The 14622-nt window shown below is 52.0% G+C and carries 17 protein-coding genes; all 17 read left to right on the top strand.

What is annotated here, in order from left to right:
* The first annotated feature begins 19 nt into the window (after nucleotides 1–19).
* The 17 genes from LBW89_RS14415 (at nucleotide 20) to cheB (ending at nucleotide 14594) form a co-directional block, all read left to right on the top strand.
* Nucleotides 20–571, top strand: a complete 552-nt coding sequence (locus tag LBW89_RS14415; protein WP_225039413.1) for a flagellar hook assembly protein FlgD — start codon at nucleotides 20–22, stop codon at nucleotides 569–571.
* The gene (locus LBW89_RS14410; protein ID WP_225039412.1) at nucleotides 568–954 is read left to right on the top strand and encodes a TIGR02530 family flagellar biosynthesis protein; all 387 of its coding nucleotides are present in this window, start codon (nucleotides 568–570) and stop codon (nucleotides 952–954) included. Before LBW89_RS14415 ends, LBW89_RS14410 begins: the two co-directional genes overlap by 4 nt.
* A 94-nt stretch (nucleotides 955–1048) precedes the next feature.
* Nucleotides 1049–1864 carry a flagellar basal body rod protein FlgG gene (flgG, locus tag LBW89_RS14405; RefSeq protein ID WP_225039411.1) on the top strand — a complete coding sequence of 272 codons (816 nt, stop codon included), beginning with the start codon at nucleotides 1049–1051 and terminating at the stop codon, nucleotides 1862–1864.
* 59 nt (nucleotides 1865–1923) lie between these two features.
* On the top strand, nucleotides 1924–2148 hold the full coding sequence (locus LBW89_RS14400; RefSeq protein ID WP_148449836.1) for a flagellar FlbD family protein: 225 nt from the start codon (nucleotides 1924–1926) through the stop codon (nucleotides 2146–2148).
* Nucleotides 2145–2618 (top strand): flagellar basal body-associated FliL family protein, encoded by a 474-nt coding sequence (locus tag LBW89_RS14395; protein WP_148449834.1) that lies wholly within the window; start codon nucleotides 2145–2147, stop codon nucleotides 2616–2618. Before LBW89_RS14400 ends, LBW89_RS14395 begins: the two co-directional genes overlap by 4 nt.
* 43 nt (nucleotides 2619–2661) lie before the next feature.
* Nucleotides 2662–3660, top strand: coding sequence for a flagellar motor switch protein FliM (fliM, locus tag LBW89_RS14390; RefSeq protein WP_148449833.1), 999 nt, complete (start codon nucleotides 2662–2664; stop codon nucleotides 3658–3660).
* Nucleotides 3650–4867 carry a flagellar motor switch phosphatase FliY gene (gene fliY / locus LBW89_RS14385; RefSeq protein ID WP_225039410.1) on the top strand — a complete coding sequence of 406 codons (1218 nt, stop codon included), beginning with the start codon at nucleotides 3650–3652 and terminating at the stop codon, nucleotides 4865–4867. The genes fliM and fliY overlap by 11 nt, the downstream gene beginning before the upstream one ends.
* Before the next feature lie 27 nt (nucleotides 4868–4894).
* Nucleotides 4895–5260 (top strand): response regulator, encoded by a 366-nt coding sequence (locus LBW89_RS14380; protein WP_148449831.1) that lies wholly within the window; start codon nucleotides 4895–4897, stop codon nucleotides 5258–5260.
* 9 nt (nucleotides 5261–5269) lie between these two features.
* A complete protein-coding gene (locus tag LBW89_RS14375; RefSeq protein ID WP_225039409.1) occupies nucleotides 5270–5809 on the top strand; it encodes a flagellar biosynthetic protein FliO in 540 nt (179 codons plus the stop codon).
* On the top strand, nucleotides 5806–6570 hold the full coding sequence (fliP, locus tag LBW89_RS14370; protein WP_148449829.1) for a flagellar type III secretion system pore protein FliP: 765 nt from the start codon (nucleotides 5806–5808) through the stop codon (nucleotides 6568–6570). The genes LBW89_RS14375 and fliP overlap by 4 nt, the downstream gene beginning before the upstream one ends.
* Before the next feature lie 73 nt (nucleotides 6571–6643).
* On the top strand, nucleotides 6644–6913 hold the full coding sequence (gene fliQ, locus LBW89_RS14365; protein ID WP_148449828.1) for a flagellar biosynthesis protein FliQ: 270 nt from the start codon (nucleotides 6644–6646) through the stop codon (nucleotides 6911–6913).
* 12 nt (nucleotides 6914–6925) lie between these two features.
* A complete protein-coding gene (gene fliR, locus LBW89_RS14360; protein WP_148449827.1) occupies nucleotides 6926–7714 on the top strand; it encodes a flagellar biosynthetic protein FliR in 789 nt (262 codons plus the stop codon).
* A 15-nt stretch (nucleotides 7715–7729) separates the two neighbouring features.
* Entirely contained in the window at nucleotides 7730–8818 is a 1089-nt protein-coding gene (gene flhB, locus LBW89_RS14355; RefSeq protein WP_225039408.1) for a flagellar biosynthesis protein FlhB, read from the top strand.
* Between the two features lie 23 nt (nucleotides 8819–8841).
* On the top strand, nucleotides 8842–10878 hold the full coding sequence (flhA, locus tag LBW89_RS14350; protein ID WP_148449825.1) for a flagellar biosynthesis protein FlhA: 2037 nt from the start codon (nucleotides 8842–8844) through the stop codon (nucleotides 10876–10878).
* Nucleotides 10875–12308: a flagellar biosynthesis protein FlhF gene (flhF, locus tag LBW89_RS14345; RefSeq protein WP_225039407.1), complete on the top strand. Its 1434-nt coding sequence runs from the start codon at nucleotides 10875–10877 to the stop codon at nucleotides 12306–12308. Before flhA ends, flhF begins: the two co-directional genes overlap by 4 nt.
* Nucleotides 12305–13192 (top strand): MinD/ParA family protein, encoded by an 888-nt coding sequence (locus tag LBW89_RS14340; protein ID WP_148449823.1) that lies wholly within the window; start codon nucleotides 12305–12307, stop codon nucleotides 13190–13192. The genes flhF and LBW89_RS14340 overlap by 4 nt, the downstream gene beginning before the upstream one ends.
* 31 nt (nucleotides 13193–13223) lie before the next feature.
* Nucleotides 13224–14594 (top strand): protein-glutamate methylesterase/protein-glutamine glutaminase, encoded by a 1371-nt coding sequence (gene cheB / locus LBW89_RS14335; RefSeq protein ID WP_225039406.1) that lies wholly within the window; start codon nucleotides 13224–13226, stop codon nucleotides 14592–14594.
* The last annotated feature ends 28 nt before the right edge of the window (nucleotides 14595–14622 follow it).

Below are 14622 nucleotides of genomic sequence, written 5' to 3'. Positions count from 1 at the left end.
CAGAAAGGAGGCTGATTTCATGGCTGAAGTTATACCGCCGAAGGTCAACTGGCCTCATTATTCGACAGAGAATGTCCAAAGAGCCAGCAAAAAGGATACCAAGCTGGGCAAAGACGATTTTCTCAAGCTGATGATGGCTCAGATGAAGTACCAAGACCCTATGTCTCCGATGGACAACAAAGACATGGTCGCGCAGATGGCGCAGTTCACTTCGGTCGAACAGTTGACCAACATCTCCGATCAGCTAAAGGCCATGAGCGCGTCGCTTGGCAACAGCTCGGGCTTAATCGGTAAAATGGTAAGCTGGGCGGGCGAAACGAAGACCGGCAACTACGATATTGCGACCGGAAAGCCGGAAGTGATCACAACGACGGAGCGTGGTTTGGTCGATTCAATCATCGTACGCGGCGGTGTTCATTATGTGAAAGTCGGCGATAAGGAAATCGAACTTTCCAAGGTTGAGAAGGTGGAAAACGCACCTGAACCGGAACCCGAGCAACCTGCCGGAGGAGACGGCGGTTCGGGCGGCGATACGCCTCCGCCTACAGGACAAGGAGCGGGTGCGGAGTGAGCGACCCAATCCGTGTAGGGCACCTGTATACCGGCCGAATTCAGCCGGGGGCGGTCCCCTACTCCAGAAATCAGCAGGCCGAGAGTTCCTCCCATGGATTAAGTTTTGAAGAGATGCTCCAGGATCGGCTGCTGCATTTCAGCAACCATGCCGTGAAAAGACTGGAGCAGCGCGGGATCGAACTTAAACCGGAGGAACTGAGTAGGATCGAGTCGGCGATTGACAGCGCGGCCGCCAAAGGCGCGAAAGAGACGCTGATCTTGATGAAAGATACGGCCCTGATCGTCAATGTGAACAACCGCACGGTTGTAACGGCATTGTCCGGGAACAGCATGAAGGACAATGTGTTTACTCAGATCGATAGCGCAGTAATTATTTCTTAGCATTTTGGCTGGCCCGGATTCGGAAGCCGATCAGGGCCGCGGATCGACTGAAGCGGTCCTAACCACAATTTTGTCCCAGGGAGGAATTTACGAAATGTTAAGATCCATGTATTCGGGTGTGTCGGGGATGCGCGGGTTTCAAACGAAGCTCGACGTCATCGGCAACAATATTGCCAACGTAAACACCGTTGGTTTTAAATCGGGACGCGTCATGTTTAAAGATATCATGAGCCAGACCATCGCGGGGGTAACCGCACCTACCGACGAGACTGGCGGTATGAACGCCAGACAAATCGGCCTCGGGGTGTCCATCAGCTCGATCGACACGCTGCATACCGGCGGAAGCGCCCAGACGACGAACAATCCGCTGGATTTGCGGATCGACGGGGACGGCTTTTTTATGGTCAAGCTGACTGACGATCAGGAGGTCCCATTTCTGACTCGTGCCGGTGATTTCCACCTGGACGCGAATCGCCGTTTGGTGACTTCCGACGGTTTGTACCTCTGCGATGAAGGCGGGGGGATAATGGAGCAAATTGCTGATGATGTTACCGCATTTTCGATTTCAGCAAATGGTGTCATCATGCAGAAAATGAACACCGGAGCGACCGAGCCCGGCCAAACCGTTGGAGTGGCCAAGGTCACTAACCCGGAAGGTCTTGAGAAAATCGGGGGCAATCTCTATCGCACGACCTTGAACGCACAAAACGGCGATCTGGTGATGTCTGCTCCGAATAGCCAAGAAAACGGGACGGGCGCTCTCGTACCGGGTCAATTGGAAATGTCGAACGTCGACCTGACGGGCGAATTTACCGAAATGATCGTGGCGCAGCGTGGTCTCCAGGCAAACTCCCGGATTATCACGACTTCGGATGAAGTGCTCCAGGAAATCGTAAACCTGAAGCGTTAAGATGAAGGTTAACGGGGGAGGAAAACCTTCCTTCCCCCGGTTTAATTGGGAGGTTAAACATGATTTCTGTAACCAAGCTCAACGGTGCGCAAATGTGGCTTAACGCCATTATGATCGAAACCGTGGAAGAAACACCCGATACATACGTGACCCTGGTCACCGGCAAGCGTATTATCGTGCTGGAGAAGGCGGCCGAAATTATCGCGATGATCAATGAATATTACAGCGAGATCGGTATCCACGCAGCAACTATTAAAGTGCAACAAACGGAGGAATTGTCATGAAAAAGATGGCACCATGGCTGATTACGATATTGCTGGCCATAACCCTGATCGTAATGGCCGCCTTTCTGCTCGTCAATCAGATGACGGGACCGGCTTCGGGCGGTGAAGTGAAGGCTGCGGTTGACGAAGTAACCGTTCCTAAACACTTGACTGCGGATGAACTGGTTGAAGTGACTTCAACCATTAATGATATCAAAACGAATCTATCCGATCCGAATTATGTCGTTGTCCTCGATTTTGCGTTCCAGCTCGATAGCGCCGCTTCCAAGGAGGCCTTTGATAAAATCAAGGATTTCAAAATCACGCCGATCATTATTAAAACACTGGCGGATACCAAGCCGGAAGAATTGAACGGGGCCAGAGGCAAGGACAACTTGAGTTCGAAATTGCTGAACCTGATCAACAAGTCGCTGCCGGAAGGAAAATTGATTCAAATCGATATTACCAAATTCATTATTACGGCGATCTAGACTAATATCGGTCTTTGATTATTTTTCCAAGGGGGTGAGTTGTTTGGTAGATGTGTTGTCGCAAAATGAAATCGATGCCTTGCTTGCCGCGCTTTCTTCGGGTGAGATGGATGCCGAGGAATTGAAAAAGGAAGAGACGCAGCGAAAAATCCGGGCTTACGATTTCAAAAGAGCGGTTCGTTTTTCCAAGGATCATATCCGTAGTTTGACGCGTATTCATGAAAACTTTGCCCGTTTTCTCACCACCTATTTCTCGGCACAGCTTAGAACGTTTGTCCAGATCAATGTGGTTCAGGTTGAACAGCTTCCGTATGATGAATTCATCCGGTCCATCCCGAAGATGACGATCCTTAACATCTTTGAGGCGGAGCCGCTGGAAGGCCGAATGGTGCTTGAGGTTCACCCCAATGTCGCATTCGCCATGTTGGACAGATTGCTGGGGGGGATCGGAACGGCGCCATCGAAAATCGGTTCTTTAACGGAAATTGAAACGATTATTATGGAACGAATTTTCAGCCGGGCATTCGAAAGCTTGCAGGAAGCTTGGAAAACCGTGATTGATATCAATCCGCGGATGGAAGCTCTGGAGACCAATCCTCAATTTATGCAAATCGTTTCTCCGAACGAAACGATCGCGTTGATTTCGCTCAGCACGAAGATCGGAGACACGTCAGGGATGATCAACCTTTGTATCCCGCATGTCGTAATTGAGCCGATTATGCCGAAACTTTCGGTACACCATTGGTTCGTCTCCCAGAAAAAAGCGAGGGTACCAGAAGAGGTGGATGCGCTCCGCCATCGTGTGAATAGAGCCAAGCTTCCGATCATCGCAGAGCTCGGGGAGTCCCAAATTACCGTTCAGGAATTTTTGGAGCTGTCCGTAGGCGATGTGATATCCCTGAACAAACCGGTGCAAGAAGGCTTGTCCATCAGGGTGGGCGATCGATTGAAATATATCGGAAGTCCCGGTACGTTAAAAGACCGAGTTGCCGTTCAAATTGATGAAATTGTCAGCGAAGGAGTTGAGGAACTTGACGAGTAAAGATTATTTGTCCCAGGAAGAGATCGATGCCTTGTTAAAACAGTCCAATCCGGACTCGGCACCTGAACCGACGGTATCCGATTACTTGTCGCCGTTGGAGCAGGACGCTCTGGGCGAGATCGGTAACATCACTTTCGGGAGCGCGGCTACGGCTCTCTCTACCCTGCTTAGCAAAAAAGTGGATATCACGACTCCCAAGGTATCCATTATCACGAGATCTCAGTTTGAAACCGAGTTCCCGAAACCGCATGTTGCCATTCATGTCCAGTATGTAGACGGTTTTGAAGGCGTCAATTCTCTGGTTATTAAAACTAGGGATGCCCAAGTTATTGCCGATCTCATGTTGGGAGGCGAAGGAAACCCGGCCGACGAGGAATTGAATGAGATTCATATCAGTGCCGTTCAGGAAGCGATGAACCAGATGATGGGTTCCTCCGCGACGTCCATGTCGACGATCTTTAACCGGTTTGTAAATATCTCTCCGCCGGGGATCGATATTTTGAACATGACGAACGGGGACGGTGTAGCCAGCCTGCCGCCGGATGAAACCTTGATCAAAATTTCGTTCCGGTTGACGATCGGCGATTTGATCGATTCGACGATTATGCAGCTGTTGACCGTTAAATTCGCCAAGGAAATGGTCGACAGCCTTATCAACGGCTCTTCCGAACCCGCGGCGCAAGAGACTGCAGCTGCAGCTCCGGCCGCCGCGCCACCGGCTTACGAGGCTCCGGCTCCGGCTTATCAACAACCGCCCGCGCCTGCGCAGCAGCCGATGGCGCCGCCGATGCAACAGCCGCCGATGCAGCAGCAGGGTTACTATTATCCGCCGCAAGAACGGCCTTACGGCGAACCGCAGCATTTTGGCGGGGTGCCCGGACGGAACGTGAACGTACAGCCCGTACAATTCGCCAATCTCGGCAATCCGGCATACGGTCAAGCCGACGTTAACAATTTGAACTTATTGATGGACATACCGCTTAAGGTCACCGTAGAATTAGGAAGGACCCAAAAGCAGATTAAAGATATCCTCGAATTGTCGCAAGGTTCGATTATCGAGCTGGACAAGCTTGCCGGCGAACCGGTGGACATTTTGGTCAACAACAAGTTGATCGCCAAAGGCGAGGTTGTTGTTATCGACGAAAACTTCGGTGTTCGCGTTACGGATATTGTTAGCCAGTGGGATCGCATACAAAATTTACAATAGTAGAAGTTTAGGGAGGATTTTAAATCAATGGCAAACCGAATTCTTATCGTAGACGACGCAGCATTTATGAGAATGATGATCCGGGATATTTTGACGAAAAACGGGTTTGAGGTTGTCGGGGAAGCACAAGACGGCGCGCAAGCGGTGGAGAAATTCAAGGAATTGCGCCCGGATTTGATTACGATGGATATTACCATGCCTGAGATGGACGGCATTGCGGCGTTAAAAGAAATCAAAAAGCTGGAGCCGAACGCCAAGGTAATCATGTGCTCCGCCATGGGGCAGCAGGCGATGGTTATCGACGCCATCCAAGCCGGCGCGAAAGACTTTATCGTCAAGCCGTTCCAATCCGATCGGGTTATCGAAGCGATCAACAAAACACTTGGATTGTAGGCGAAACCGATGTTTCTATCGCAAAACGACGCTCCTTCGTTTGGTGGGGATGTCAATCTTTGGGGGAATTTGATTAATGTCATTGTCGTACTGGCAATAATCATTGTTTTGATCGTAGTCTTAATCCGTTTCCTGGGAAAGAAAAACCGGTTATTCTCCCAAAGCCGTTCGATCCGTACGATGGGAGCTGTCGGTCTCGGTCCGAACAAGTCGCTCCAGGTGATCGAAATCGGCAGCAGCGTGTATCTTGTCGGCGTGGGTGAGAATATCACCTTGCTTGACAAGATTACCGATCCGGAAGAACTGGCGGCTTTGCAGCAGGCTTTTGAAGAGGAGGGGACGGAGTTTGCCGGAGTGACTTCGGTTCTGTCTGGCCTCGTCTCCCGATTCCGCAAAGCGCCTCCGCAGGAAGCGGAGGAACTCGAAGGGACATCGTTTCACGAAATGTTTCACTCCCAATTGCAAAAAATGCCTAGCCGTAAGCGTCAGATGGAGGAATTGCTGAAGGATCAGGAAGAACAATCTACAGATCGGTTGAGGGATTCATGAAGAACAAAGTGCTAATTGCGACATTGCTTTTTACGTTGTGGAGCGTTTTGGCAGTAACCATCGCTTCCGCGGCTCCCGTCGATCCTATTCCGGAGATCGGGATACAAATCGGGGGAAATACGGGAACAGAGGGCGGTACCAGTTCGCTGTCGCTCATCTTACTCATAACGGTGTTAAGTATAGCGCCGGCAATCCTGGTTCTGATGACCAGTTTTACGCGAATCGTGATTGTGCTCGGGTTTGTCCGCAGTTCGCTGGGAACACAGACTTCGCCGCCCAATCAGGTTCTGGTGGGACTGGCGCTGTTCCTGACACTGTTTGTCATGAGTCCAACGCTGTCGACGATTAATGAGGTGGCTCTGCAGCCCTACATTAAAGGGGAGATCACCCAGACGGAAGCTTTGAACAAAGCGGCCGTTCCCATGAAAAAGTTCATGTACTCGCACACGCGGCCGAAGGATTTGCAATTATTTATGAGTTACACCAAAACCGAGAAACCGAGCAGTTATGAAGAAATACCGATTTCGGTGCTGGTTCCCGCGTTCGCCATCAGTGAACTGAAGACCGCATTCCAGATGGGATTCATGATATTTATACCGTTTCTTATCATAGATATCGTTGTTTCCAGTGTGCTTATGGCTATGGGGATGATGATGCTTCCGCCGGTCATGATTTCACTGCCGTTTAAAATTTTGTTGTTCGTCTTGGTGGACGGATGGTACCTGATTGTGAAGTCTCTATTGGCCAGCTTCAACCCTTAGCGAGGCTAGGGATGTAAGGCGCGGCCAGGCGCATCCGGATGGATCTACTATTTCATAGAGGGGGAAAACGGTTATGAGTTCGGAGTTTATTATCGGTTTGGCCGGACAAGCCGTTTATACCGTGTTAAAGGTTAGCGCTCCGATGTTGGTCATCGGTTTGGTCGTCGGCTTAATTATCAGTATCTTTCAAGCCACGACCCAAATTCAGGAGCAAACGCTCGCCTTCGTTCCGAAAATTGTCGCCGTGCTGCTGGCCTTGCTGATGTTCGGACCGTGGATTTTAACGACGCTTGTCGATTTTACTTATGGTATCTTGAACAATCTCTCTAATTATATCGGTTAGGCTGCGGCGAACATGGAGATCATTTTACACGCAATTTCAGTATTTATGCTAATTTTTTGTCGAATGACAGCCTTTTTTGTAGTTGCCCCCATTTTTTCATCACGCGGCGTTCCCATGAACTTCAAAGTGGGGATTGCCGGAATTATCTCGTTGCTGATCCTGACGATTCAGGGAACGAATCAGGCCATTCCGAATGATCTGGGATACATTCTGCTCGTCTTTCGCGAAGTGTTGATCGGCTTATTGATGGGCTATGTGGCTTATCTGATCTTTTCCGTCATTCAAACGGCCGGATCGTTTATCGATATCCAGATCGGTTTCGGTATCGCCAACGTGATTGACCCGATGACCGGCGCGTCGGCCCCGGTAATCGGCAACTTTAAATACTTGATCGCCACGCTGCTGTTTCTGACGATCAACGGGCACCATTATTTGCTGGACGCGGTTATCCGCAGTTACAACTGGATTCCGCTCTCCAACGAAGCGTTTCAAAGATTGTATCACGGCAGTGTGACCGAGTTTTTGGTGCGTACCTTTAGCCAGGCCTTTACGCTGGCTTTTCAGATGTCCGCTCCGCTGGTCGTGGCCTTGTTTTTAACCGACGTGGCGCTCGGTTTTCTGGCCCGGACCGCACCGCAGTTTAACGTTTTTGTCATCGGGATTCCGGTGAAAATCATAGTTGGGCTGGTGGTGCTTCTGCTGTTGGTACCGGGGTTTATCGTCGCCTTCGAACACCTGTTCGAAGTGATGTTTAAGGCGTTGCACAATCTGTTCGGCACACTCGGAGATCGACCTACGTAAGGAGGGGAGTCGCTTATGATCTATCGGTACAGCCTCGATTTGCAGATGTTTGCCGGAGAGAAGACGGAGAAAGCGACACCCAAAAAACGTCAGGACGCGAGAAAAAAAGGTCAGGTGGCCAAGAGTCAGGAGGTTTCCGGCGCGCTCATTCTGCTGGCCACATTTATGTGCCTGATGGCTTTCGGCGCCTATATCAAGGAACGGCTCGTCGCCCTGTTCAGCGACGTTTTCTATCACAGGCTTACGACCGATGTGACGAAGGAGAACGTCATGGTGATGCTGGGGGATTACGGGGTGCAAATTTTGTTGCTGCTCGCCCCTGTCTTTCTGGTCGTCGTCGTTATGGGCGTGATCGCCAATTATGCGCAAGTCGGCTTTCTGCTTACCGGGGAACCGCTTAAGATGAAATTCAGCAAACTGAGTCCCATCCAGGGGTTTAAAAAGATCTTCTCCATGCATGCGCTTGTCGAATTTCTGAAATCGGTTTTTAAACTTGTGATTATCGGCTATCTCGTATATTCCACCATTTGGGGGGCAAGGAGCAGCATCGCCGCGTTAGGCAAGGTCCCGGTGGAGGAAGCATTTCATTTTACGGCAAAAATTACGATGAATTTGGGGATTAAAATCGCCGCGGCGCTGTTAGTCCTGGCGGTGCTCGATTATATGTACCAACGGTACGAGCACGAAAAAAGTTTGAAGATGTCCAAGCAGGACATTAAGGACGAATATAAAAAAATGGAAGGCGACCCGCTGATCAAAGGGAAAATCAGGGAACGACAACGCCGGATGGCCCTGCAACGAATGATGCAGGAGGTGCCCAAAGCGGATGTCATCATTACCAACCCGACGCATTTCGCCGTTGCCTTGAAGTACGACGGAACGCAAATGGAAGCTCCCCAGGTCATCGCCAAGGGGCAGGATTTCGTCGCCCTGCGGATTAAGGAGATCGCGAAGGAGCATGGCGTTGTGACGATTGAAAACAAGCCGCTGGCACGGGCGCTGTTCCAGAGAGCCGAGATCGGGGATACGATCCCCGGGGATTTGTTCCAGGCTGTAGCCGAAGTGCTTGCGTATGTATATAAATTGCAAGGCAAAGTGAAATAAGATCGGGATCGGAGGAAGAACCGGTGAAGAAGTATAAAGATCTATTCATCCTAGTCGGCATTATCGGTATTGTTCTACTAATGATCGTCCCGATCCCGCCGTTGCTTTTGGATATTCTTCTTATTATTAATATATCGATTGCTCTCATGATTTTGCTTGTCGCGATGAACACCAAGGAGGCGCTGCAGTTCTCCATCTTCCCGGCGATGCTGTTGATCACCACATTGTTCCGGCTGGCGCTGAACGTGTCGACGACCAAACTGATTTTGGGACATGCCGAAGCCGGTGACGTTGTCGCCACATTCGGTTCATGGGTTTCCCAGGGGCAGCCCGTCGTCGGTTTTATCGTGTTTCTGATTCTCGTGGTCGTTCAGTTTATCGTTATCACGAAGGGTTCGGAGCGCGTGGCCGAGGTAGCGGCGCGGTTCACCCTCGACGCGATGCCGGGGAAACAGATGAGTATCGATGCCGACTTGAACGCGGGGCTGATCAATGAGCAGCAGGCCCGCGAACGGCGGACCAAAATCGAACGCGAAGCCGACTTCTACGGCGCGATGGACGGGGCGAGTAAATTCGTCAAGGGCGATGCGATCGCCAGTATCATTATTTTGCTGATCAACCTGATCGGCGGTTTTATTATCGGGATGTCGATTCATGGCATGGCGTTTGATAAAGCGCTCTCCACTTATTCGATCCTGACGATCGGTGACGGCTTGGTCAGCCAGATTCCCGCTTTGCTGATTTCGACCGCCGCCGGTCTGATCGTGACGCGGGCTTCCTCCGAAGGGAACCTGGCCGAAGACATCACGGGGCAATTGTTCACCTACCCGAAACTGATCTATATTGTGGCCGGCACCCTTACCCTTTTAGGACTTTTTACCCCTATCGGACCATGGACCACCCTTCCTTTTGCCGGACTGTTGGTGTTTGCCGGACGGCGGATGCAGAAAAACATGAACCTCAAGGCGATTCAGCAGGAGATTCAGGAGGAGGAGCAGCAGATCGAAGAGGTGCGGAGTCCCGAAAGTGTTATCAATTTGCTTCAGGTCGATCCGATCGAATTCGAATTCGGTTACGGTCTGATTCCACTGGCGGACACGGGGCAAGGCGGGGATTTGCTTGACCGGATCATCATGATCCGCCGGCAGTGCGCGCTGGAATTGGGTCTGGTCGTACCGGTGATTCGAATTCGGGACAATATTCAACTAAAACCTAATGAATATGTGATCAAAATTAAAGGAAATCTCGTCGGCGGCGGTGAATTATTACTTAATCACTATTTGGCGATGAGTCCAGGGATGGATGACGACACGATAACGGGTATTGAGACCCAGGAGCCCGCCTTCGGTCTTCCGGCCCTCTGGATCGATGAATCCACGAAGGATAGAGCCGAGTTATCCGGCTACACGGTCGTGGATCCGCCGTCGGTGGTTGCGACGCATTTGACGGAACTGATCAAAAAGCACGCCCATGAACTGCTTGGACGTCAAGAAACGAAGGCTCTGGTCGACAATCTCAGAGAGAGTTATGCCGTGCTTGTCGATGAATTGATTCCTTCGGTGCTTTCGATCGGGGATGTTCAGAAGGTGCTGGCCAAACTGCTTCGCGAGAAAATTTCGATTCGGGATCTGGTGACGATCTTCGAAACCTTGGCCGATTACGGGACATATACGAAAGACCCGGACGTTCTCACGGAATATGTGAGACAGGCTTTGTCCCGGCAAATTACGCAGCAGTATACCCAGCAAGGGGAAACGATGCGCGTGATTACGGTAGGTCCTACGCTGGAGAAAAAAATCGCGGAAAGTGTCCAGCAAACCGAACAGGGGAGTTTCCTGGCGCTGGATCCGGTATCTACCCAAACCTTGTTTCAGAAGCTTTCCGAACAAATCAACCGTCTTTTGCAATCCGGTCAGCAGCCTATCGTTCTGACATCACCGACCATCCGGATGTATTTGCGTCAAATTATTGAAAGAAGTATGCAGGATATCCCGGTGCTGTCGTATAGTGAGCTTGAGCCGAATGTTGAAATTCAAAGTGTCGGAGTGGTGAACTTATGAGAGTGAAGCGTTATATCGTCGACACGATGCCTGACGCGATGGCCAAAATACGCACAGAGCTGGGTGCCAATGCCGTAATTTTAAGTACGAAGGACTTGAAGGTCGGCGGGTTTCTGGGCATGTTCGGGAAAAAGAAAATCGAAGTCATAGCCGCTTCGGAGGGCGAAGAGGATGTCCCGGCTGCGGCGAAGCCGCAGCCAAGGCCTGTGCGGCCGCCTGCGGCTCCCGTTGCCAGACAAGCGGTACCTGAGGCCTACCGCAAGTCCTCGCAGGCCTTGAATTCCGCTGCGGCTTCCTCAACGGACGAAACCGCGCCCCCTGCGGCGACGCCGCCGCGAAGGGAGGTTGCGGAAAGGCAGCCAGCGGGGGCTCCCTTAGCCGAGCCGCCTTCTTCACCGCCGCCCAATCCTTCCCCGCTTTCGGCAGACATCCGGGAGGCTGAAGAGCAGACGGCCGCCAGCCGCTGGGATGAGGCGATCCGGCAGGCCCGCCGGGAAATCGACGACCCGCCTTCTTCACCGCCGTTAACGGGGGCCCAGCCGATGCATTCAAAGGAAGAACGGCTTCTGGAAGAATTGCGGGAGATGAAGTCCTGGATCGGCCAACTGGCGAGGCAGCAGCATGAAAACCGCGAGCTTCCCGAACCTTTGCCGGAGCTCAAGCAAAAGCTTGCGGACCAGGAAATTTCGCCGGAGCTGATCGACAAATGGATCGATGCCGCTTACCAGGAGTGGATCGATTCCGGCAAGACGGCGGCGCCGGATTCGCTGGCGCTTAAAGTCCGGGAAGCGGCCGCGGACTTCCTCGCCGATCGCGTCGGAGAGGGGATCCGGGATGAGACGAAAATCGTTTACATCGCCGGTCCCACGGGTGTCGGCAAAACGACGACGATCGCCAAGCTTGCCGCCGATCAAATCTTTCGAGCCCAGAAAAAAGTGGGCTTTATCACGGCGGATACGTATCGGATTTCGGCGATTGAACAATTGCGAACCTACTCATCGATCTTGAACGTGCCGCTCGAAGTTGTTCAATCGCCGGGAGACGTGCAGAGGGCGATGCAGCGGCTTTCCTACTGCGACCTTATTCTCATGGATACCGCCGGAAGAAACTATCTGAACGAGATCCATGTCGCCGAGCTTCACAGTTTGCTCAGCCCTCATGAGAAAAGCGAAACCTACCTGGTTTTGAGCCTGACTTCCAAAACGCAGGATATGAAGAAGATTACCGAACATTTCAGCCGCTATGGACTGGATAAAGTGATTTTTACCAAGTTGGACGAGACCGAGAGCGTGGGGCCCATGTACAATTTGCTGGAGGAATATCCGCTTAGGGTTTCTTATATCGCCAATGGACAAAACGTACCCGATGATTTGTTGTCCGCGAATCAGGACCTGCTGCTTAATCTGATCTTGGGAGATCGTCCCTCATGAATGACCAGGCCCAATCACTGAGGAATTTGGTTTCATTGCGCGAGAAGCTTGCCGATCAGGCCAGAATCCGCACCCCGGCCCGGATCATCACGGTGACGAGCGGCAAAGGCGGGGTCGGGAAATCAAACTTTTCCTTAAACTTTGCGCTTGCTTTGAAATCGCTGGGCCGCAAAGTGCTCATCTTCGATGCGGATATCGGAATGGCGAATATCGACGTGTTGATGGGGGTGCGCCCAAGATACAGCCTGTATCATCTGCTTAAAGGCGAGAGGGACATTTCGGAAATCGTCGAATTGGGGACACAAGGGGTCCCTTTTATCGCCGGCGGTTCGGGAATGGCGGACTTATTCAGTTTGTCGGAGAGCGATCTGGATTATTTTACTTCCCAGATTGAACGCATTTCCGATGAAATGGAATATATCATTTTTGATACGGGAGCCGGACTTTCCAAAGAGACGCTGAAATTCATTACTTCGGCCGATGACTGTTTCATAGTCACGACCCCTGAACCTACGTCGATTACCGATGCCTACGCTTTAATCAAAGTAGTTCACGGGATAGATTCCGATGTGGGGTTCAGCCTGGTGATCAACCGGGTCAACGGAGAGGGAGAGGCCAGGCAGGTTGCGGACAAAATCTCCTTGGTCGCCAAGCAGTTTTTGAATCTGGATATCCCGACACTGGGGTACTTGAGCGATGATTCCCACGTTATGCAGGCGGTGAAGAAGCAGGTTCCGTTTTCGGCCGCTTTTCCCGGCTGCGCCGCCTCTAGGGATATCAAGAGGTTGGCCATGAAGTATATGGATGTTCCACGAGAAAGGTCTAATGAAACTTTGTCAGGAATCAAAGGGTTTGTGCACAAATGGTTAAGACGAGCAAAATGATTCTGCATAAAGGACAGGAGTGGAACGGAATATGCCTTATCGGGTAATGGTGGTTGACGATTCGGCGTTTATGCGAAAAATCATATCGGATTTAATCGAACAGGATCCGGACTTTGAAGTAAGCGGAACGGCCGCGAACGGACGGGAAGCCATCGAAAAGATCGGTTCGGTCTCACCGGATCTGATGACCATGGATGTCGAGATGCCGGAGATGAACGGGCTGGAGGCTTTAAAACGGATTATGAAGGAACATCCGCTTCCCGTGATCATGCTGTCCGGGATCAATGAACAAGGGATGCGGGAAACGATCATGGCCCTGGAGCTCGGTGCTTTCGATTTTATTCGGAAGCCCTCCGCGACGACAAGTTCCCATGATATCAAGCAGGTCGGGCGGGATCTACGGGAGCAAATACGGGCGGCCATGACGGCCAAAGAACGTAAGCTGGCCAGGGAGAAGACGCTGCAGCTTAAAGAGCTGGAAGTGGAGACTCCTCCGTCACGGCAAATCCAAATTCCAAAAGCGGCTATCGTCCCGCCGAAACCTAAGGCGGAGCAAGAGGGCTGGCGTTCGGGAGCGGAGCAGGCCGCCGCGGCCAAGGAAGACGTGAAGCGAGATACGAAGCGAACGATGCGGAAGGCTTCCGACCTTGGGGACGCCGCGGATCGTTCGAAGCGGGCTTCGGCATCCGCTGCTCCTTTGGAGCCGTTAAAGCCGAAGGTGAAGCGGCAAAGCGAAAGCGATCGGCCTGTGAAGCCGGCATCGGACATAGAGCCGAACGCGGCGGCTGCGAAAACGCCGCCTTCGCCGCCGCGGAGACGAACGTCGTTTACCGACCTGGTGGCGATCGGAACTTCAACCGGCGGACCTAAAGCTTTGAAGGCGGTGCTGGAGAAGCTGCCTGCCGATTTTCCGGCACCGGTTGTCATCGTACAGCATATGCCGCCGAATTTCACCAAATCACTGGCTCAGCGACTGAACAGCTTGAGTGCTCTGACCGTGGTGGAGGCCGAGGAGGGCATGGCGCTGCAGGCCGGGACCGCTTATATCGCGCCCGGAGGATTTCATCTACATGTCGTCTCGGGTACGGACGGAAGTTACAAGGTATCGTTATCGAAGCAGGGGCTGCGCAACGGGCATCGGCCGTCCGTTGACGTGATGTACGAATCTTTGCTTCCCCTGACCTCGCTGAAACGACATGTTGTTCTTCTTACCGGGATGGGGAGCGACGGGGCGAGAAGCATGAAGTTATTGTACGATTCCGGCGTTTCCTCGACGATAGCCGAAAGCGAAGAAACCTGCGTCGTATACGGCATGCCGAGGTCGGCCATCGAACTTGGCTGCGTCAGCCGGATTCTCCCGTTGCACGAAATCGGCCCCAAGCTTGCACAAGATGTGAAATAAACGGAATCTCTTGAAGGAGGTGCCTCAC

The organism is Paenibacillus sp. alder61, from assembly GCF_020179875.1.
GTDB lineage: Bacteria > Bacillota > Bacilli > Paenibacillales > Paenibacillaceae > Fontibacillus > Fontibacillus faecis.
Note: the sequence above shows the minus strand (reverse complement) of the source record. Positions and strands in the feature narration are given on the sequence as shown.